This window comes from Paraburkholderia youngii (assembly GCF_013366925.1).
In the GTDB taxonomy this organism is placed as follows: Bacteria; Pseudomonadota; Gammaproteobacteria; order Burkholderiales; family Burkholderiaceae; genus Paraburkholderia; species Paraburkholderia youngii.
In genome coordinates this window covers 5766025-5785322 of record NZ_JAALDK010000001.1, presented here as the reverse complement: position 1 = coordinate 5785322, position 19298 = coordinate 5766025, and the positions used below count along the sequence as shown (strand labels likewise).

The window sequence follows — 19298 nt, the reverse complement described above, 5'->3', positions numbered from 1 at the left end:
GCAGCCGCGGCGCGGCGCGCTGCCGCCGCCGTGTTATGGCGCCGGTGCCGGCTTGTCCGCGAGGCCCCAAGGCAACGAACTGATCCGCTTCACTTCGCGCGATTCGAGCCAGTTCGGCGTGCGCGCGCAGTACAGCACCATCGGCAGCGCGTCTTCGCCCCAGAACAGCTGATCGTTCAGACGAAACGTCGGCACGCCATAGACGCCGAGGTCGATCGCATCGGCGGTATTGCGCTGCAGTTGCGCCTGCACCGCTTCGTCCCGGATCAGCTCGGGGCCGTCCGGCTTGCCGACGCGTTCGCACAGTTCGGCGAACGCTTCGTCGCTCGACGGGTCGCGCCCGTCGCGCCAGATGAAGCGGAAAATCTCGCGCACGAATTGCACGTCGCCGTTCGCGGCGGTCGCGAGCAGCAGCGGTTTCATCGAATCGAACGGATGGGCGGGCGGCATCTTGTACGGAATGCCGAGCTGCTCCGCGCGAAACAGCGCATGCCGGTACATGAAGGTGCGCTTGGCGGGCACGCTGTACGCGGAGCGCTGGCCCCAGTGGCGATACAGATCGTTCAGCACGACCGGCGTGAATGCGAAGTCCATGCCGGGCCATTTGTCGTGTTGCTCGAGCAACAGGTAGGTGAACGGCGAGACGAAATCGTAAAACCACAGCGGCTGTTGGGCGTCGATGCCAACTGTCATAAAGGTCTCCCGGATTGCCTGGGTCGGACGGAGCGGAGGGTGCGTCCGTTATCTCATCAAAATTGTAGCGATCTTACGCGGTGCGCTCCCGGCTTGCACCGGTCGATATCCCCTGGTGGACGGCGGCGGGTGCGGGTTCAGGCGGTGTAGCCGGCGCGCTCAGCCTTTGACTTTATCGGCCGCCTGCTCGTCGGCTTCGTCCAGCCCGCCCGACGTGTCGCGGCTTGCCATGAGCCGCCGCCGCACGAAGCCGATGTGCTCGCGCAGCACGTAGAACTGGTCCGCGTACGCGAGCGGCATCTTCATGCCGTTGACCGAGTCTTCGATCGTGTCGAGCCGCTCGATCAGCGACGCGCGTTCGGCCGACGAGTGTTCGCTGAGCGCGCTGCGCTCGATCGCGATCAGCGCGCCGTACCAGCGATAGATGCGCGACTTGACGCGCCACGCGTACAAGCCCGGCACGACGCGCAGCGCCGGCACCAGCAGCACGATCAGCGGCACGACGATCACCAGCAGGCGGTCCGCGAGGCTCGCGATCCAGAACGGCAGCGTCCGGTACAGGAAGCTCTTGCCCGACTTGTAGTAGCGCGCGGCATCGTCGGACAGCGGGAAGTCGTGCGCGAGCGGCGCGGGGAATTCACCGGCGCGCTGCATCGTCGTCGCGCCGCCGTGCACTTCGCGCGCGGCTTCGATCAGCAGATCCGACAGCGCCGGATGCAGCGAATCGCGCGCGATCAGCTCGGCGGTCGGCGCGACGATGCTGATCGAGTTCGCCGGCAGGTTCTTGCCGAGGTCGAACGCGCCCATCGGCACCTTCAGCTGCGTCAGGTACGGAAAGCGGCGGGTGTACGCGTCGGCCTGCGAGAAATCGTAGAAGCGCACGTTCTGCGTGCGGTAGAGCTTGCCCATCACGGCCGGCTGCGCCGAGTCGCCGGCGAGGAAGGTCGCGTCGATCGTGCCGTCGATCAGCGCGTCGGCGGCTGCGTCGCCCGTCAGCGGCAGCAGTTGGGTCGGGCCGCCCGGCACGATGCCGTTGGCCTTCAGCAGCGCGAGCGCGAGTTCGCGCGTGCCGCTGCCCTCGGGGCCGATCGCGAGGCGCTCGCCCTTGAAGCCGGACAGCCAGTCGACCGGCGCGCCGCGATAGAAGATCGCGAGCGGCACGTAAGCGACGCTGCCGAGCGACATCAGGCTTTTGTCCTTGTCGACCGCGGCGGGCGCGATGCCGCTCTGCACGAAGCCGACATCGACGTTGGCGTTGGGGTCCAACAGCCGCTTCAGATTTTCCTGCGAGCCCTGCGAGGCCAGCACGTTCAGCGTGATGCGGTTGCGCGCGAGGATCGCCTTGTACTTCTGCGCGGCGATCCAGAATGTGCTGCCGACCGGGCCGGCGCTAATCGTCAGCGTATTTGGCGGGGCGGGCTGGATCAGCCGCACGGCGGCCCAGATCGCGACGATCACGAGCAGCACGAGCGGGCCGAACGAGACCGCCAGGTCGCGCCACGAGATCGCGACAAAACGGGCGACGAGACGGGTAGGGCGGCTGCGGCCGGTGTCAGGCTTCATCGGATCTTCTGAAAACGGCGGTCGGTCGGGCTCGAATGCGCGCAGGCGGCTTGGGCGGCGGGCCAGCACGCGTCGCGCCGATGGTACCTGAGATTGGCACGGCCGCGAATCGCGTAGCCGCCCGTCGCGCCGACAAACGCGTAACAAATGGTGAGCGTCGCGGGTGCCCGCCAGCACGACGCCCAGGCAATTTTTGCGCGACCACGGAGCGTGTCCGTCTTTATCCGGTACGCATGACGCAGCCGCTGTCGGTGCGCCACGCCGCGCGCTAAACCCTTTGCGCTTCTGTGCCGGCTAGATTAAATTGTGCATCGCTACCGCGATCCAACGTTTGCGGCGATATCCCGGCAAGACGGACAAGAACCGGGCACGTCGGCGGAATTCGCGGTTTGCCGGTTACCGATTACCGGTAATCAGCCTCTCTCGCCTCTTGCACATCGTGTCAGACGTTGATGGCCGTCGCGCACGCGCGCGTTCGCGCGATGACGGCCGCCCGTAGTCGTAACGAAGCCGCTTGTTGATGCGGTCCAATGTGAAACCAAGGAGAAGAGAGCTATGAAAACGGTCGGTTTTCTGAAAACACTGGGTGCGGTCGTGGCGATGGTGGCGGCGTGCAGCGTCTACGCCCAGAACGCTCCAGATACGGCGTCGGCGGCAGCCACCGTCAAGGCCGGCAAGGCAGCGAATCACGAACTTGGCCGTAAGGTGCGCCACGCGCTGACCAAGACCCAGGGTCTCGACGTGTCGCATATCGCCGTGCGCGCGCGTGGCGGTGCAGTGACGCTGACCGGCACGGTACCGGACCAGGGCCAGGCCGAGAAGGCCGGCGAAGCCGCCAAGGGCGTCGAGGGCGTGACGTCGGTGACCAACAAGCTGACGGCGAAGCAACAGTAAGCGGTGCGCGTGCGCGCGGCGCCGCAAGGCCCGCCTCGCGAGGTCTATCAATCGATTCGGAGGCTCCGGCATTTTCGCCGGAGCTTTTTTTTTCGCCGCCGGTTTTGGGCGCGAGACGGCCGAGGTTTGCGGGACCGCAGCAATGCGGCTTACCGCACGCACAGGTGCTGATCGAGGCGCGCCTGTCCCTGCTTCGTGCGCTGCGGCACATTACCGATGCATCGCGCGGGGTACTGTGACGAAGAGGGAACGGGGAGCCAAGCTCATGCAAACCACGCAGTTTCGCTACATCGATCTGCCGATCGGCGATCGCGCGGCATTCGAACTGGTGTGCGCAAGACACGGTTTCGCGCCCGCGCATTTCGACATCAGCGCGAGCGCGGCACCCGGTGAGCCCGCGCACGAGCGGGTCGTCACCGTGCGGCGTGTCGACTGGTCACGGTCGTATCGCGACGGCCACGGTCAGTGGGTCCGGCAGTTCGAGGCGGATCTGACCAGCCGGTTTTTCAAATAGACAGCGCTCGCGGCGTGTGCGCTTGACGCGTCTTCAGCGGGCGGCTCACGACAACACCAGCCGCACGCCGACCAGCGTCAGCGTCGCCGCGAGCAGATTGCGCAGCAGTACTTCCGGCGCGCGCGACGCCAGATAGCTGCCGATTGCGATGCCGGGCAGCGATCCCACCAGCAGCGACAGCAGCATCGACCAGTCGATCGAGCCGAGCAGCCAATGTCCGGCGCCCGCGAGCAAGGTCAGCGGGACCGCGTGCGCGATGTCGGAGCCGACGATGCGTGTCGTCGGCAGCAGCGGATACAGCAGCAGCAACACCGTCACGCCGATCGCGCCCGCGCCCACCGACGTCAGCGACACCAGCGTACCGAGGATCGCGCCGGTCAGCATCGTCAGCGCGAGCGTGCGCCCCTGGCTCGGCGCGCGTAGCTTGCGCGCGCCGAGCGCCGCAAGCTGCGGACGGAACACCAGCGCGATCGCGGTAACCAGCAGCGCCGCGCCGAGCACGACCTGGATCAGCCGGCCCGCGCCCGGCGTGTCCATCCCGTAGCGATGCAGCAGGATCAGCGTGATGGTGGCCGCGGGCACGCTGCCGGCCGCGAGGCGCAGCGTGATCTGCCAGTCGACCGAGCCCTTCAGGCCGTGCACCAGCGTGCCGGTCGCCTTGGTGGCGGCCGCGTACAGCAGGTCGGTGCCGACCGCGGTGGCAGGGTGCACGTTGAATAGCAGGACGAGGATCGGCGTCATCAGCGAGCCGCCGCCGACGCCCGTCAGCCCGACCAGAAAGCCGACGAACAGGCCAGAGACGGAGTACAGCAGATCGATGTGGGGGAGTGCCATTGAACGGACAGCTGACGCAGCGCGGGTGAAGGGTTGGGCGGCAAGGCCGGCGGACGCGCCGGGGCGGCTGGCGGCGGCGGTGTGCGGTGTGCTGCACGGCCGCGTCGGCCGGCGCCTGAGCGGCGAAAGGCGCTATTGTCGCAAAACTGCCGCGCCCGCGTGCGGCACTTACTCAGGGGAGCGCGTCGCGGCTGGCAGCGCGCTGCGTTCGGCGGGTGCGGCGCGGATGCGCCGCATCGCGTGCGAAGCGCCGCTCAGAGCGCGCGGCGGATTTCGACGACGCCGAACGCCGCGAGCATCAGGCCGACCACGCGATCGATCGCATGGCGCAGCCTGCTGCCGATCGCATGACGCGCGAGCGACACCATCGTCACCAGACAGCACCACCACGCGATCGAGCCGGCGAACACGCCGCCGACCGTCGTCAGCGCGATGGCCGGCGAGAACGCGCCGCGCGGTGCGAGCGTCGTGAACAGCGCCGCGAACATGATGATGGTCTGCGGATTGGTCAGCGTCAGCAGCAGCGCGCTCGCGTACGCACGCAGCGCGCCGGCGCGGCCGATCTGCGCGAGCTTGCCATTGCCGTTGCCGTTGGCGCCGGCGCTTTCAGCGGGCGGCTTCTGCAGCAGCGCGCGCACGCCGAGATACAGCAGGAACAGGCCGGCGAGCAGATGCAGCGGGCGGTCGTACGCGAGCATGAACTGCGAAATGCCGACGAGGCCGAGCGCGGCGATCAGCCCGTAGGCCGCGTCGCCGCTCGCGATGCCGAAGCCGATCGCAAGTCCCGCGCGCGGGCCGCCGGTCAGCGTGCGGCGGATGCACAGCATGCCCATCGGGCCGACCGGCGCGGCGATCGCGAGGCCGACGCCGGCGGCGGTGAAAAACAGACTGGTGGTGGACATGAGCAGGTTCTCGAGCGGTTGTTCTGGTTGGAGTGTGCGGTGCAGGCGCGGCCCGGTCGTCCGCGGGTAGCCGACGCACCCGTCAGCATAGCCAGACCGCAAATCGCGGGCAAGCTCGGGCAAGGGCGAAACGCATGGCTGGGTGACTGCTCGTCAGCGCCCGCCGTCGTCAGGGCATAATTCCCCATTCCCAACTCCCAAATCCGCTTCGCCGATGTGGCAAATCGATCAGGTCACGCTGCGCTTGTTCATCGCCGTGTGCGAGGAAGGCACGATCGCGCGCGCGGCCGAGCGCGAGTTCATCGCGCCGTCGGCGGTCAGCAAGCGGCTCGCCGATCTCGAAGCGCTCGTCGATGTTGCACTGCTGTCGCGCAGCCAGCGCGGCGTGCGCGCGACCGCCGCGGGCGAAGCGCTGTTGCGCCACGCGCGGCTCATCATGCGCGGCCACGAACGCTTGCAGGCCGAGCTCAGTGAATACGCGGCCGGCGCGCGCGGCCATGTGCGGGTGCTGGCGAACGTGTCGTCGATGGTGGAGTTCTTGCCCGAGGCGTTGTCCGCGTTTTTGCAGGCGAATCCGGCGATTCGGGTAGATGTCGAGGAGCGCGTCAGCGCGGACATCGTGCGCGGGCTCGAAGAGGGCGTCGCCGATCTGGGCATCTGTCGCGACACGGTGCCGCTCGGCAGTCTCGACACGCTGCCGTATCGCGCCGACCATCTGGCGCTGATCGTGCCGCGCGCGCATCCGCTCGCGGGCGAGACGCAGGTCGGCTTCGAACAGACGCTCGGATTCGATCATCTGGGGCTCGCCTCCAATGCGTCGGTCAACGCGCTGATGCAGCGCATCGCGCTGGAGAAGGGCAGCGAGTTGAACTACCGCACCTATGTATCGACGTTCGATGCCGCCTACCGCTTCATCCAGGCGGGTCTCGCGGTCGCGATTCTGCCGCGCGAGGCATTGCCGCGCCATGCCGCCAACGAGTACGGCATCGTCGCCGTGCCATTGCGCGACGCGTGGGCCGAGCGGCGCTTCGTTATTTGCATGCGCGATCGCGCGGCGTTGACGCTGGCGGCGGCGCGCTTGCTCGAGCATCTGTTGGACGCCAGGTAAGACGGGAGACGCACCTGGTCTCTCGCACCGGCAGTCCCTCTCAGCTCCCCCCGGCGACGCCCTTCGCCACCTCTCCACACAAACCCCTAAGCATTTCACCCAGGCGAGCGCCAAAGCCCGCCCTATCGGCCTGAGCGGCCATCGCGAGCGGCGATGGCGGGCGTCGTCAATGCAGACTTTGCCGCGCGTCTGCGCGCGAGCACGCTGTGATCCAGTTAGGGCATCACTTCTATCCAACGGGCGTCCGAAGCCCGCGTCCACGAACAGGATTCAAACCGATGAATGACACCCGCGAGCGCGTCGTCGTGACCGAAGTCGGTCTGCGCGACGGTCTGCAAAGCATTGCCCGCATCATGTCCACCGACGACAAGCGCCGCTGGATCGACGCCGCCTACGCGGCCGGCGTGCGTCATATGGAAGTCGCGTCATTCGTGCCGGCGAAGCTGCTGCCGCAAATGGCCGACGCCGCCGCAGTAGTCGCCCACGCCCGTAGCTATGACGATCTGAGCGTCACGGCGCTCGTGCCGAACCTGAAGGGCGCGCAGCGCGCGCTCGATGCCGGCGTAGAGCGCATCGTCGCGCCGATTTCGGTGAGCGTCGCGCATAGCGTCGCGAACGTGCGCAAGACGCCCGCCGAGATGATCGACGCGTTCGCCGCGATGCGTGAACTGATCGATCGCGCGACTTCGGCGGGTGGGCGTCGCGTCGAGTTGATCGCCGGTTTGTCGACGGTGTTCGGCTGCACGCTGCAAGGCGCGGTGCCGTACGCGGATATCGCCGCGATCGCGCGCGCCGCGGTGCAGGCCGGCGCCGACGTGATCGCGCTCGGTGACACGACCGGCGAGGCGACGCCGCGCCAGGTCGGCGAGGTGATCGAGCTGGTGCGCGACCTCGCGGGCGACAGGCTCCGCTCGCTGCACTTCCACGACACGCGCGGCCTCGGTCTTGCCAACACACTGGTCGCGCTGCAGCACGGGATTCGCGAATTCGATGCGTCGCTGGCCGGTCTCGGCGGCTGTCCGCATGCGCCGGGCGCGACCGGCAACGTCAATACCGAAGACCTCGTCTTCATGCTCGACAGCATGGGCTACGACACCGGCATCGACATCACGCGGCTGCTCGCCTCGCGCGCGGTGCTCGCGCAAGCGCTGCCGGGCGAGCCGCTGTATGGCTATCTCGCGCGAGCGGGATTGCCGAAGCAGTTCGCGCATGGGCAACCGACCGCGCGCGAATCCGCGGGCTCCTCCGAATTTTTGCGTTATTCCCATTCTTCCGCTCCGCAGGTGCCGCAATGACTCCGCTTTCCTCCGCTACCTCAGCTTCGTCTTCGACGTCTTCGCCGCAGCCGGGCACGTTGCCGCTCGCGGGCATCCGCGTGATCGAGTTGTCGCATATGGTGATGGGCCCGACCTGCGGCATGATCCTCGGCGACCTCGGCGCCGAAGTGATCAAGGTCGAGCCGCCGCGTGGCGACAGCACACGCCGGCTGCTCGGCACCGGCGCGGGGTTTTTCCGCACCTTCAATCGCAACAAGAAGAGCGTCGCGCTCGATCTCGACAGCGAAGCCGGTCTCGCCGCGCTGAAGCAACTGGTCGATAGCGCCGACGTCTTCGTCGAAAACTTCAAACCCGGCCGCATGGCGAATCTCGGCCTCGACTACGCGACGCTGCGCGAGCGCAATCCGAAGCTGATCTACGTGTCGCACAAGGGCTTTCTCAGTGGTCCGTACGAACATCGTCTGGCGCTCGACGAAGTCGTGCAGATGATGGCGGGCCTCGCGTACATGACCGGGCCGGTGGGCCGTCCGCTGCGCGCGGGCAGCTCGGTCAACGACATCATGGGCGGCATGTTCGGCGCGATCGGGGTGCTGGCCGCGCTGCACGAGCGGCACACGAGCGGCCGCGGCAAGGAGGTGCAGAGCGCGCTGTTCGAGAACTGCGTGCTGCTGAGTGCGCAGCACATGCAGCAGTTCGCGGCCACCGGCGTGGCCGCAGCGCCGATGCCCGAGCGCATCAGCGCCTGGGCCGTCTACGACGTGTTCACGCTCGCGCACGGCGAGCAGATGTTCATCGCCGCGACCGGCGACGCGCAGTGGCGCGCGCTGTGCGCGATTCTCGAGCGCGACGATCTGCTCGCCGATGCGCGCCTCGCGACCAACAACGACCGCGTGCTCGCGCGCGGCTGGCTGCTGCCGACGCTCGGCGAAAGCCTGAGCCGTTTCGACGGCGCGACGCTCGTGCCGCTGTTCGAGCGCAATCACATTCCGTTCGCGTCGATCACGAAGCCCGAAGAGCTGTTCGACGACCCGCACCTGAACGCGAGCGGCGGTCTCGTGCCGTTGACGCTCGACGACGGCAGCGAAACCGCGATGCCATTGCTGCCGATTTCGCTCGACGGTGCGCGTCTCGGACCGCGCCAGCCCATCGCGAAGATCGGCGAGCACACCGTCGACGTGCTGCGCGAACTCGGCTTCGACGAGGCGCGGATCGCGGAGCTGAGCGGTGGCGTGCAATCGCGGGAGCCGCGCGCGGCTGCGTGAGCGGCTGCACGAGCGGCTGCACGAGGGCCGTGCCGCGCCGCACCCGTTGCAACGGGCAATAGACCAAAAACTCTGGAGACAGACGATGAAATCGTCGAATCAGGCGATGTACGCCACTGCGCTCGGCGAAGCGGCCGGCGCGCTCGATGGCTCACCCACGGACGCGGGCGCCGGTGCGGCAGCGGCGGGCCGCGCCGGCGCGATCGCGCTCGATGGCGCGCGGATTTCCGCGCGGCTCGACCGGCTGCCCGCGACCCGCACGATCTGGCAGCTCGTGATGCTGCTGAGCTTCGGCATGTTCTTCGAACTCTACGACCTGATGTACTCCGGCTACATCGCGCCGGGGCTCGTGCATAGCGGGCTGCTCACGGCCACGACGCGCGGGCTGTTCGGCACGAGCGGCGTCGCGAGTTTCATCGCCGCGCTGTTCGCGGGCCTGTTCATCGGCACGGCGGCGTGCGGCTTTCTCGCCGACCGCTTCGGCCGCCGCGCAATCTTCACGTGGTCGCTGCTGTGGTATACGGCGGCCAACGTCGTGATGGCGTTCCAGCACACGGCGCTCGGCTTGAACTGCTGGCGCTTTATCGCGGGCATCGGCATCGGCGTCGAGATCGTCACGATCGGCACGTATATCTCCGAGCTCGTGCCGAAGCACATTCGCGGGCGCGCTTCGGCGTGTTCGCAGGCGGTCGGCTTCTGCGCGGTGCCGATCGTCGCGTTCCTGTCGTATCTGCTGGTGCCGCAACGGGTGTTCGGTCTCGATGGCTGGCGTGTGGTCGTGCTGATCGGCGCGATTGGCGCGATCGTCGTGTGGTGGATTCGCAGAGGTTTGCCGGAGAGCCCGCGCTGGCTCGCGCAAAAGGGCCGCCTCGAAGAAGCCGACGCGGTGATGACGCGTCTCGAAGCACGCGTCGCGCGCGAGTACCAGCGCCAATGCGGCCTGCCGTTGCCCGAGCCCGCGCTGCCCGAACCGGTGCGCGCGCGGGCGGCGTTTCGCGATCTGCTGGTGCCGCCGTATCGTAAGCGCACGCTGATGCTGATCATCTTTCACGTGTTCCAGACGATGGGCTACTACGGCTTCGCGAACTGGATTCCGACGCTGCTGATCAAGCAGGGCGTCACGGTGACGACGAGTCTGATGTACGCGAGCATCATCGCGATCGCGGCGCCGCTCGGTCCGTTGCTGGGATTGCTGATCGCCGATCGCTTCGAGCGCAAGAGCGTCATCATCTGCATGGCGGCGGTCAACGTCGTGTGCGGACTCGCGTTCAGCCAGGCGCGCGAGACGGTGCTGCTCGTGAGTCTCGGCGTGTGCCTCGTGCTCGCGGGCAACATCATTTCGTACAGCTATCACGCGTATCAGGCCGAGCTGTTTCCGACCGGCATCCGCGCGCGCGCGGTCGGCTTCGTTTATTCGTGGAGCCGGATTTCGGCGATGTTCTCGGCGTTCGCGATCGCCGCCTGCCTCGGCCGCTTCGGCGTGAACGGCGTGTTCGTGTTCATCTCGGGGGCGATGGCGATCGTCATGGTCGCGATCGGTACGCTGGGGCCGAAGACGCGCGATGTCGCGCTCGAGGATCTTTCGAAGTAGCTAGGAGTCCTGGCGAGTCTCGTCGTTGCTCGACAGCCGGTCCGACACGTTGCCGAGCAGCAGCGCGAGCAGCACGACGCCGATCATGGCGAACAGGAACCCGCCGATCATCGTGGCAAGTATCAGCGTGATCCATGAAATGCCGTTCATGTGTGCGGTTCCAGCGCGTTTGTCGGGGGCATCGTAGCCCGTTCAACATCATTTCTATGTGCGCTTGCCCGCCGTAAGCCTGTCAGGCGACGCCGAACTATCGTCGCAGCGTGCCATTACGCGGCGCGTTCTGGATGGGTGTCACCTTCGTTGCGTACCGCGAAGCGGGCTTCGTTCGCTGTCCGCGACCATCCTTGCGAAGAACCGCATAGTGCCTTTCCGCAATCGGTTGGCGGAAATGCACCCGGTCGCACCCGATGTATTCCGCCATTGGCCCGCCTATTGCGGTGACGCTAAAGTTGTCGGATATCAATGTTTCAGGTCTGAAACGTTAATCGCCATGTTTATATTCCAACCGCCAATAAAAATGATTTAAATAATCTATTCTGGCGCGTTGAGTGCCTGTATTGGACGGTGGAAATGGGCGGTCGCGCGGCGCTTGCACCGATGGTCAGCGCAGCTTGCCGATGAAGCTGGGCTTGCCAAGGGGGTGGGGTGCATTCCACTCATCGTCGGCGGATCCCAGCAAAAAATCGCTTTTAAAATACGCGCCAGTGGGTGAATAAAGCGGAGGTGCGCCGTTTTTCGAGTAGCCCCACAGTGTGCGCTGGCGTACGCATTCATTTTTCAAATTGCTTTAAGATTCACGAGTGCATATTCAACCATATGCGGATAGACGATTAATCCATTGAAAAGACGGTCGCTTCGGTATTGAGCCGAATTGCACTGGCCGATCATGTGGTCATAGCGCCAATATGTCTGCACTTTCGGACATGGCGGCAGAGCGTCGGAGGTCGTCGCTATGATGCACTGCGCGGAGTTCGCATTGCGCGTGATCGTCAAAGGTGTAGTTGATCGTTTTCTGTCGAGAGGATGACTATGACCTGCGCGAGTCTCGAGTCTGCAATGCTGCGCTGGGTGCATGCGCCGAACAAGGGCGTGCGTCGTGTCGCGATTCTGTTGTTCAACGACTGCTCGCTGCAAGGAGCGGGAGTTATCGCCGAGGTGTTCCAGGCTGCCAACGAACTCTCCACTTCTGGTTCGGGCGCGTGGCTGTACGACGTATCGTTTTTATCCGCCGACGGCGGCATGGTGAGTTCGTCGTCGGGGTTGCGCGTATGGACCGACGGACTCGACGCGCGCCATTACGTCGGCTTCGATGCGCTCTATGTGGCGGGCGGCAAGGGCGCGGCGTCCGCAGCGCGCGATGAGCGTGTGCTCGGATGGCTGCGGCGGGTGCGTCGCAACACCGCGATGATCCGCTCGATCGCCGAAGGGCGCGCGGTGCTCGACGCGGCGGCGCTGCCCGAGGACAAGGATGCGAGCGACCTGCGCCAGCCAACTGTGGCCAGGAATGGTACGGGTTCGGCAGAGCAGGGTGCCGTCGAACTGAGCGACCGGCTGGAAGCGATGCGCAGCGCGCTCGCGATGATCAAGCGCGATCTTGGCAACGCGACCGCACGCTCGGCAGCCGAACGGCTGCTGTCGGACTCGTGCACGAACCTCGCGCCGCTGCTCGGCGAGGACGGCGGCATGAGTCCCGGCGACAAGGTTCGCGCGGCGGCGCGCTGGCTGCAGGAAAACTGCCAGCAGGCGATTTCGATTGCGGATGCCGCGCAGTTCGCGGCGATGAGCGAGCGCAACTTTCTGCGCCGCTTCAAGATGGAAATGGGTATTACGCCGTCGAGTTTCCTGTTGCACGAGCGCCTCGCGGTGACGTGCAGCCTGTTGACCGAATCGGAATTGCCGGTCGACAAGATCGCCCGTCGAACCGGGATGGGCAACGGCGATCGGCTCGCGAAAGTGTTTCGCAAGCGAATGAGGATTTCGCCGACCGAGTTCAGGATTCAGAGCCGCCGCATGGCGGGCGAGTAGCACCGGCGGAGCCAACCCGGTCACCGCGCAGTGCAGGCGGGGACGGGTCCGTTGTTCGTTGTACCTTGCAGACCGATAAGGATTCCCGATATGTTGACGCAGGCAGGTGTGAGCGCCCGATCCGTCGAGCCGAACGGCGCAAGCGCCGGGGTTGCTGGCGCGCGCTGCGCGCACATCGTCCCGGTCATTCTCGCGGGTGGCTCGGGCACGCGGCTTTGGCCGGTGTCGCGCGAAAACTTTCCGAAGCAGCTGATCGACGTGGTCGGCTCCGACTCGCTGCTGCAGGCGACCGCGCGGCGGCTCGAGGGCTTCCCGGCGGGCTGGAGCGTCGACGCATCGCCGATCGTCGTGTGCGGCGAGGAGCATCGCTTCGTGATCGCCGAACAGTTGCATGAAAACGGCGTCGACGCGCGTCTGATCGTCGAACCCGCGCGCCGCGACACGGCGCCGGCGCTGACACTCGCGGCATCGCTCGCGTGCGCCGCCGGCGACGACGCGATCCTGATCGTGATGCCGGCCGATCACGCGATCGCGGACGTGCCCGCGCTGCAGCGCGCGCTGGCGTGCGCGGCGCACCACGCGAGCGAGGGCGCGATCGCGACGCTCGGCGTGCCGCCGACGCGTCCCGACACCGGCTTCGGCTATATCCGCATCGGCGCGGCATTGGCCGCCGGCGGCCACGCGATCGACGGTTTCGTCGAGAAGCCCGCCGAGGAAATCGCGCGGCAATACCTGAGCGCGGGCACCTATTGGTGGAATAGCGGCATCTTCATCGTGCGTGCGCGCGTGTGGCTCGACACGCTCGCGTCGCTGCGGCCCGACATGCATGCGCCGTGCACGAGCGCGTTCGCGAGCGGCAAGCAGGACGGCGACGTGTTCCGGCCGTCGCACGACACGTTCCTCGACGTGCCCGCCGATTCGATCGACTACGCGGTGATGGAGCGTCTGACCGAACCGCCGCCGGCAGAAGGCGACAGCGCGAGCAACGCCGAAACGCAAGGCGCGGCGCAGAGCGAGACGCAAGCTCGAAACCCGGCCGCGGTCATGCCGCCCGGCGTCGTGATCCCGCTCGAAGCCGGCTGGTCCGACCTCGGCTCGTGGGACGCGGTATGGGCCGCGATGGAGAAGGACCCGAACGGCAACGCCGGGCGCGGGCGCGTGACGTTCGAAGGCGCGGTGTCCTGCTATGCGCATTCGGAAGGGCGGCTGGTCGCGTGCGTCGGCACCGCCAACGTCGTCGTGGTCGAGACCGCCGACGCGGTGCTCGTGGTGGACCGCTCGCATGTGCAGGACGTCAAGGGGCTCGTGTCGCGCATCAAGGCGCAGCACGCGCCGGAGGCCGACGCGCATCGCAAGGTGCGGCGCCCGTGGGGCTTCTACGATTCGATCGATCGCGGCGAGCGCTTCCAGGTCAAGCGCATCGTCGTGACGCCCGGCGCGAAGCTGTCATTGCAACTGCATCATCATCGCGCCGAGCATTGGGTGGTCGTGCGCGGCACCGCGCTCGTCACGCGCGGCGAAGAGCAGTTCCTGCTCAGCGAAAACGAATCGACCTATATTCCGCTCGGCACGCGTCACCGGCTCGAAAACCCGGGCAGGGTGCCGCTTGAAATCATCGAAATTCAGTCGGGTACCTATCTCGGCGAAGACGACATCGTGAGGTTCGACGACAACTACGGCCGCTGCCCGTAGGCAGCCCATGCACACCCTTTTTGCGTACAGGAAGGCAGAACGAGGTAAGGACAATGCGCAAGTTTCAGGATCTGCTCGCGCGGATTTTCGATGTCGCTTTGGTATTGGCGGGCGCGACCGTGGCGTCACGGATTCGCTTCGACTATCTCGGCCAGTCGGGTTTCTACTGGGCGCTGGTGATGTTTTCGGCTGCGTTCGCGCTCGCGATCTTCCCCGCGTTCGGGGTATATGAATCATGGCGCGGCCGCTCGAAGCTCGGGCTCGCCGGGCAGGTGTCGCTCGCGTGGCTGATCGTGCAGGCCTGCGCGCTCGTGCTGATGTACTCGCTGCATCGCATCGATATCGTGTCGCGGCTGTGGTTCTCGTACTGGACGGCGACGACGGGCGGCCTGCTGATCGCGAATCGGGTGATTACGCACGCGGTGCTCGCGCGGGCGCGCGGCGCGGGCATGAACCTGCATCAGGTCGCGATCGTCGGCAGCGGCTCGCAGTGCGATGCGATCCTGCGTCGCATCGAGTCGGCGCCGAGCGCGGGCTTTCGCGCGACCGCCGTCTACAACACGCGCCCGGACGACTCTGGCGTCACGAATCCGCGCGTGCCGGTGTTCGATCGCGTCGATCTGCTGGCCGACTACATCCGCAGCAACGACGTGCACGAGCTATGGCTGATGCTGTCGCTGTCCGAAGAGCCGCTGATCTGCGCGCTGATCGACGAGTTCCGCGACGACCTCGTGAATATCCGCTTCATGCCGGACGTGCGCAGCCATGCGCTGTTCGAAGGCAGCGGCGTGGTCGATCTGCTCGGCGTGCCGGCGATCAATCTGGTCGCCTCGCCGCTGTCGGCCAACGCGATGCTGAAGAAGGAAATTTTCGACCGGCTGTTCGCGGCGACCGCGATCGTGGCCCTCGCGCCGCTGCTCGTTTGCATCGCGATCGCGGTGAAGCTCTCGTCGCGTGGACCGGTGCTGTTCAAACAGAAGCGCAAGGGCGCGGACGGCCGCGTGTTTACGATCTACAAGTTCCGCTCGATGCGCGTGCATACCGAAGCGAAGGGCACCTTGAGCCAGGCGACGCGCAACGACAAGCGCGTGACGAAAGTGGGCGCGTTTTTGCGCCGCACGAGCCTCGACGAGCTGCCGCAATTTTTCAACGTGTTGCGTGGCGACATGTCGGTCGTAGGACCGCGTCCCCATGCGCTCGAGCACGACGACCTCTATCAGAAGGTGGTCGCGGGCTATATCAATCGCTACCGGATCAAACCGGGAATCACGGGCTGGGCGCAGATCAACGGCTTCCGTGGCGAAACCGACCGCATCGAGAAGATGGAGCGTCGCGTCGAACATGACCTGTACTACCTGGGTCACTGGTCGTTCGCACTCGATATGCGGATCATCGGCGCGACGATTGTCGCCGGACTGGTGCATCGAAACGCTTATTAGAAAGTCATAACAACGCCTCGGGGCGAAGGAGTAAAGATCATGAGCTCACTTGGTTTTCGCACAGGAAGTCTTGTGGTTTTCGCTAGTGCAGCAGTATTGCTTTCCGGATGCCAAATCGTGCCGGGACAACGGATGATCACGCCGGCCGGGATTCAGGACACGGGTGGCGAATTCAGTACCGAAGCTTCGCAGCAGAAGCAGATTCCGATCACCGATATCAATCTGGAACTGCTGAAGAAGATAGGTGCCGATCAGAAGGCTTCCCAACTGCCGCCGGAGACGGCGGGGCTGTTCGGCAAGCCGGCGCCGTACAAGCTGGGCCCTGGCGACGTGCTGCAGATCGTCGTGTGGGATCACCCGGAACTCGCGGCCGCTCTTGGCCAGCCGCCGAGCAATTCGCGCCCTAGCGATGCGATGCCGGGCTTCCTGATCGATGAAACCGGCGACATCCAGTTTCCGTATGCGGGCACACTGCACGTCGTGGGCAAGACCGTCTCGCAGATCCAGCGCGAATTGAATCAGCGTTTGAGCAAGGTGTACCAGAAGCCTGAGATAACGGTGCGCGTCGCGTCGTTCCGTAACGCGACGGTGTATGTCGATGGCGAAGTGCGCACGCCGGGCACGCAATCGATCAACGACGTCCCGATGTCGCTGACGAACGCGATCGGCCTGGGCGGCGGCTTCACCACGACCGCGGATCGCAGCCGCGTCGATCTGATCCGCAACGGCACGACCTATAGGCTGAACATCGACGACCTCGTCAAACGCGGCCGCAATCCGTCGGAAATCTATCTGCAGCCGGGCGATACCGTGCGCGTGAACGCGCGCGAAGACAGCGGCGTCTACGTGATGGGCGAAGTCAACAAGCCGGCCACGGTGCTGCCGCTGCGCAACGGCTCGCTGACGCTGTCGCAGGCGATCTCGGACGGCGGCAGCTTCGACTCGAACACGGCCTCGGGGCAGCAACTGTTCGTGATCCGCAATTCGACCAGCGAGTCGCCGCAGATCTATCACCTCGATGCGACTTCGCCGGTGGCGATGCTGCTCGCGAACCAGTTCGAGCTGCAGCCGAAGGACATCGTGTACGTCGGCCAGGGCGGTCTCGTTCGCTTCAACCGCGTGCTGAACCTGCTGTTGCCGGCGATCAACGCGGCGGTGACGGGAGTCGTCGTGTCGAAGTAACGCAGGCGTGACGCGATATCTGAACCGGCAGGCCTTGTTGGGTGAAAACATGGCAATCAATTACGAAAATCGCTACGCCGGCGTGTATGAACCGGGGCAGTTGCATCTGTCGGACTACGTGCGCACGATCGTGCGCGGTTGGCGCACGATCCTCATCGTGACGCTGATCGCGCTCGCGCTCGGTAGCGCATACGCGTTCCTCACGCCGCCGGTCTATCGTTCGGACGTGCTGTTTCACGTTCAGGACCGGACGGCGAACGCGGCGAACGTCAATGCGAACGGCCGGGATGCGGCATCGCCGCTTCCCGGCGCGTACGATTCGAAGCCGTCGACCGCGGCGCAGATCGAGCTTTTGAAGTCGCGTCTCGTCACCGAGGAAGCGGTCCGCGCGCTGCACCTCGACATCACGGCGAAGCCGCGTTATCTGCCGGTGATCGGCAGCAGGATCGCGGGACTCGTGAACGGGCACTGGTGGTTCCGGCTGCCGTCGTTCATCAACCTGCGCGGATTCGCGTGGGGCAACGAGAGCATCGCGGTGTCGCGCTTCGACGTGTCGAAGGACCTGTACGGCGAGACCTTCACGCTGGTTGCGGGCGCCGGCAACACCTTCATGCTGCGCGATCCTCACGGCAGCGCGATTCTGTCAGGGCGCGTCGGCGAGACCGTGCAGACCGATACCGCGGTCGGGCCGATCACGCTGCACGTCGACACACTGGTCGGCGCGCCGGGCTCGCGTTTCGAACTGACGCGCGCTTCGACGCTCGGCACGGTGGAGCGTCTGGCGAAGACGATGGTCGTGCAGGAGACGGCCGAGGACTCCGGCGTGATCCGCGTGAGCCTCGAAGGCGCCGACCCGGCGCTGACCGCGGCGATCGTCAACAACGTGGCGCGCCAGTTCGTGCGCCAGGATCTGGCGAGCCGTTCGAGCGAGTCCGATCACACGCTCGCATATCTCGAGCAGCAACTGCCCGCCGCGCGCAAGGCGCTCGACGATGCGGAAGAACGCTACGGCAAGTTCCGCAATACCCATGGCACCGTCGATCTCGGCGAAGAAAGCAAGCTGCTGCTGCAGCAGATCGTCGACAACAAGACGAAGCTGCTCGATCTGCAGCAGCAGCGCGCGGAGCTATTGCAGAAGTTCACGCCGAACCATCCGACGGTCGCCGCGCTCGATGCGCAGATCGCCGCATTGCAGGGCGCGCAGAGCACGATGAACCGCAGCGTCTCGACGATGCCGGACACCGAGCAGACCGCGTTGCGTCTGCAGCGCGACGTGCACGTGAACACCGATCTCTACACGAACCTGCTCAACAGCGTGCAGCGGCTGCGGGTGGCGCAGGCCGGGCAGGTGGGCGGCGTGCGCGTGGTGGATTTCGCCGAAACGCCCGACGATCCGGTGCGGCCGAAGCGCATGCTGGTGATTTTGATGTCGCTCGGCGCCGGCCTCGTGCTCGGCTTGCTGCTGGTGTTCCTGAAGCGCGCGATGCGCGGCGGCGTGGAGCGCCCGGACGAACTCGAGGGGATGCTCGGCGTGCCGGTATTCGCGGTGGTGCCGCGCAGCCAGACGCAATTGCGTCTGCAGGAAAAGGTGTCATTGCGCCAGCGCGGGCAGCATGTGCTCGCGCAGCAGGCGCCTGAGGATCTCGCGGTGGAGGGCGTGCGCAATCTGCGCACGTCGCTGCAGTTGTCGCTCGATCATGCGGCCAACAACGTCGTGATGATCACCGGGTCGCGGCCCGATGCGGGCAAGTCGTTTCTGTCGGTGAATCTGGCGACGCTGGTCGCGTCGGCAAACAAACGCGTGCTGATCATCGACGGTGACATGCGGCGCGGCGACGTGCATTCCCATTTCGGCGTCAGTCATCGGCCGGGACTGTCCGACGTGCTGTGCGGCGGCGATCTCAACGCGATGATCCAGCGCGACGTGCTGCCGGGCCTCGACGTGCTCGCGAAAGGCACGCTCCCCTCGCACCCGGCCGAACTGCTGATGAGCCGACGCTTCGAGGCTATGCTCGAGGTGCTGAAGCCGCAATACGACGTCGTGATCATCGATACGCCGCCGGTGCTCGCCGTGACCGATTCGACGCTGATCGGCAAATACGCGGCGACGTCGCTGCTGGTCGTGCGGCATGGGCGTCAGCCGCTGCACGAGATCATCGAGACCGCCAAACGCCTGCGTAACGGTGGTGTCGGCCTGCGCGGCGTGCTGCTCACCGATGTGCCGCAGGAAGCCGCGTTCCTCGGCTCGGGGTATCAGGGCGGCTATTACGGCTACGACAGCATCGTCGGTTGACACGGCCGCCCGCGCAGCGCGTCTTTTGG

At 66.0% G+C, this 19298-nt stretch carries 16 protein-coding genes; 11 read left to right on the top strand and 5 right to left on the bottom strand.

Features of this window, described 5'->3' with window-relative positions; genetic code table 11:
* Positions 1-33: 33 nt before the first annotated feature.
* Together G5S42_RS26375 and G5S42_RS26370 are read right to left on the bottom strand one after the other, a co-directional pair.
* Entirely contained in the window at positions 34-693 is a 660-nt protein-coding gene (locus G5S42_RS26375) for a 2-hydroxychromene-2-carboxylate isomerase (protein WP_176109428.1), read from the bottom strand.
* Positions 694-852: 159 nt separating this feature from the next.
* Positions 853-2256 (bottom strand): TAXI family TRAP transporter solute-binding subunit, encoded by a 1404-nt coding sequence (locus G5S42_RS26370; RefSeq protein ID WP_176109427.1) that lies wholly within the window; start codon positions 2254-2256, stop codon positions 853-855.
* A 555-nt stretch (positions 2257-2811) separates the two neighbouring features.
* Here G5S42_RS26370 and G5S42_RS26365 point away from each other — a divergent pair.
* Both G5S42_RS26365 and G5S42_RS26360 read left to right on the top strand, forming a co-directional pair.
* Positions 2812-3150 carry a BON domain-containing protein gene (locus G5S42_RS26365; RefSeq protein WP_176109426.1) on the top strand — a complete coding sequence of 113 codons (339 nt, stop codon included), beginning with the start codon at positions 2812-2814 and terminating at the stop codon, positions 3148-3150.
* A 265-nt stretch (positions 3151-3415) separates the two neighbouring features.
* On the top strand, positions 3416-3664 hold the full coding sequence (locus tag G5S42_RS26360) for a hypothetical protein (RefSeq protein ID WP_176109425.1): 249 nt from the start codon (positions 3416-3418) through the stop codon (positions 3662-3664).
* Positions 3665-3709: 45 nt separating this feature from the next.
* Here the strand turns inward: G5S42_RS26360 and G5S42_RS26355 are convergent, their stop codons facing one another.
* Positions 3710-4498 carry a sulfite exporter TauE/SafE family protein gene (locus G5S42_RS26355; RefSeq protein WP_176109424.1) on the bottom strand — a complete coding sequence of 263 codons (789 nt, stop codon included), beginning with the start codon at positions 4496-4498 and terminating at the stop codon, positions 3710-3712.
* A gap of 254 nt (positions 4499-4752) precedes the next feature.
* Positions 4753-5400 carry a LysE family translocator gene (locus G5S42_RS26350; protein WP_176109423.1) on the bottom strand — a complete coding sequence of 216 codons (648 nt, stop codon included), beginning with the start codon at positions 5398-5400 and terminating at the stop codon, positions 4753-4755.
* Positions 5401-5614: 214 nt separating this feature from the next.
* Here G5S42_RS26350 and G5S42_RS26345 point away from each other — a divergent pair, with 214 nt between their 5' ends.
* The 4 genes from G5S42_RS26345 (at position 5615) to G5S42_RS26330 (ending at position 10638) form a co-directional block, all read left to right on the top strand.
* Positions 5615-6508, top strand: coding sequence for a LysR family transcriptional regulator (locus G5S42_RS26345; protein ID WP_176109422.1), 894 nt, complete (start codon positions 5615-5617; stop codon positions 6506-6508).
* A 278-nt stretch (positions 6509-6786) separates the two neighbouring features.
* Positions 6787-7803 (top strand): hydroxymethylglutaryl-CoA lyase, encoded by a 1017-nt coding sequence (locus G5S42_RS26340; protein WP_176109421.1) that lies wholly within the window; start codon positions 6787-6789, stop codon positions 7801-7803.
* Positions 7800-9047: a CaiB/BaiF CoA transferase family protein gene (locus tag G5S42_RS26335; RefSeq protein WP_176109420.1), complete on the top strand. Its 1248-nt coding sequence runs from the start codon at positions 7800-7802 to the stop codon at positions 9045-9047. Before G5S42_RS26340 ends, G5S42_RS26335 begins: the two co-directional genes overlap by 4 nt.
* Before the next feature lie 85 nt (positions 9048-9132).
* A complete protein-coding gene (locus G5S42_RS26330) occupies positions 9133-10638 on the top strand; it encodes an MFS transporter (protein ID WP_176109419.1) in 1506 nt (501 codons plus the stop codon).
* On the opposite strand, the gene G5S42_RS26325 is transcribed toward G5S42_RS26330, so the two are convergent.
* Positions 10639-10788 carry a hypothetical protein gene (locus G5S42_RS26325; protein WP_176109418.1) on the bottom strand — a complete coding sequence of 50 codons (150 nt, stop codon included), beginning with the start codon at positions 10786-10788 and terminating at the stop codon, positions 10639-10641.
* An 879-nt stretch (positions 10789-11667) separates the two neighbouring features.
* Between G5S42_RS26325 and G5S42_RS26320 the strand changes: the two genes are divergently transcribed.
* The 5 genes from G5S42_RS26320 to G5S42_RS26300 all read left to right on the top strand — a co-directional run bounded on the left by G5S42_RS26320 (position 11668) and on the right by G5S42_RS26300 (position 19269).
* Entirely contained in the window at positions 11668-12663 is a 996-nt protein-coding gene (locus G5S42_RS26320) for a GlxA family transcriptional regulator (RefSeq protein WP_176110643.1), read from the top strand.
* Positions 12664-12753: 90 nt separating this feature from the next.
* Entirely contained in the window at positions 12754-14355 is a 1602-nt protein-coding gene (locus G5S42_RS26315) for a sugar phosphate nucleotidyltransferase (RefSeq protein WP_176109417.1), read from the top strand.
* 53 nt (positions 14356-14408) lie between these two features.
* Positions 14409-15794, top strand: a complete 1386-nt coding sequence (locus G5S42_RS26310) for an undecaprenyl-phosphate glucose phosphotransferase (protein ID WP_176109416.1) — start codon at positions 14409-14411, stop codon at positions 15792-15794.
* 39 nt (positions 15795-15833) lie between these two features.
* Positions 15834-16976, top strand: a complete 1143-nt coding sequence (locus G5S42_RS26305) for a polysaccharide biosynthesis/export family protein (protein WP_176109415.1) — start codon at positions 15834-15836, stop codon at positions 16974-16976.
* A gap of 49 nt (positions 16977-17025) precedes the next feature.
* On the top strand, positions 17026-19269 hold the full coding sequence (locus tag G5S42_RS26300) for a polysaccharide biosynthesis tyrosine autokinase (RefSeq protein ID WP_176109414.1): 2244 nt from the start codon (positions 17026-17028) through the stop codon (positions 19267-19269).
* Positions 19270-19298 lie beyond the last annotated feature (29 nt).

Coding starts and splice junctions, on each gene's coding strand:
- G5S42_RS26375 (WP_176109428.1), bottom strand. CDS start 693: ATGACAGTTGGCATCGACGCCCAACAGCCGCTGTGGTTTTACGATTTC.
- G5S42_RS26370 (WP_176109427.1), bottom strand. CDS start 2,256: ATGAAGCCTGACACCGGCCGCAGCCGCCCTACCCGTCTCGTCGCCCGT.
- G5S42_RS26365 (WP_176109426.1), top strand. CDS start 2,812: ATGAAAACGGTCGGTTTTCTGAAAACACTGGGTGCGGTCGTGGCGATG.
- G5S42_RS26360 (WP_176109425.1), top strand. CDS start 3,416: ATGCAAACCACGCAGTTTCGCTACATCGATCTGCCGATCGGCGATCGC.
- G5S42_RS26355 (WP_176109424.1), bottom strand. CDS start 4,498: ATGGCACTCCCCCACATCGATCTGCTGTACTCCGTCTCTGGCCTGTTC.
- G5S42_RS26350 (WP_176109423.1), bottom strand. CDS start 5,400: ATGTCCACCACCAGTCTGTTTTTCACCGCCGCCGGCGTCGGCCTCGCG.
- G5S42_RS26345 (WP_176109422.1), top strand. CDS start 5,615: ATGTGGCAAATCGATCAGGTCACGCTGCGCTTGTTCATCGCCGTGTGC.
- G5S42_RS26340 (WP_176109421.1), top strand. CDS start 6,787: ATGAATGACACCCGCGAGCGCGTCGTCGTGACCGAAGTCGGTCTGCGC.
- G5S42_RS26335 (WP_176109420.1), top strand. CDS start 7,800: ATGACTCCGCTTTCCTCCGCTACCTCAGCTTCGTCTTCGACGTCTTCG.
- G5S42_RS26330 (WP_176109419.1), top strand. CDS start 9,133: ATGAAATCGTCGAATCAGGCGATGTACGCCACTGCGCTCGGCGAAGCG.
- G5S42_RS26325 (WP_176109418.1), bottom strand. CDS start 10,788: ATGAACGGCATTTCATGGATCACGCTGATACTTGCCACGATGATCGGC.
- G5S42_RS26320 (WP_176110643.1), top strand. CDS start 11,668: ATGACCTGCGCGAGTCTCGAGTCTGCAATGCTGCGCTGGGTGCATGCG.
- G5S42_RS26315 (WP_176109417.1), top strand. CDS start 12,754: ATGTTGACGCAGGCAGGTGTGAGCGCCCGATCCGTCGAGCCGAACGGC.
- G5S42_RS26310 (WP_176109416.1), top strand. CDS start 14,409: ATGCGCAAGTTTCAGGATCTGCTCGCGCGGATTTTCGATGTCGCTTTG.
- G5S42_RS26305 (WP_176109415.1), top strand. CDS start 15,834: ATGAGCTCACTTGGTTTTCGCACAGGAAGTCTTGTGGTTTTCGCTAGT.
- G5S42_RS26300 (WP_176109414.1), top strand. CDS start 17,026: ATGGCAATCAATTACGAAAATCGCTACGCCGGCGTGTATGAACCGGGG.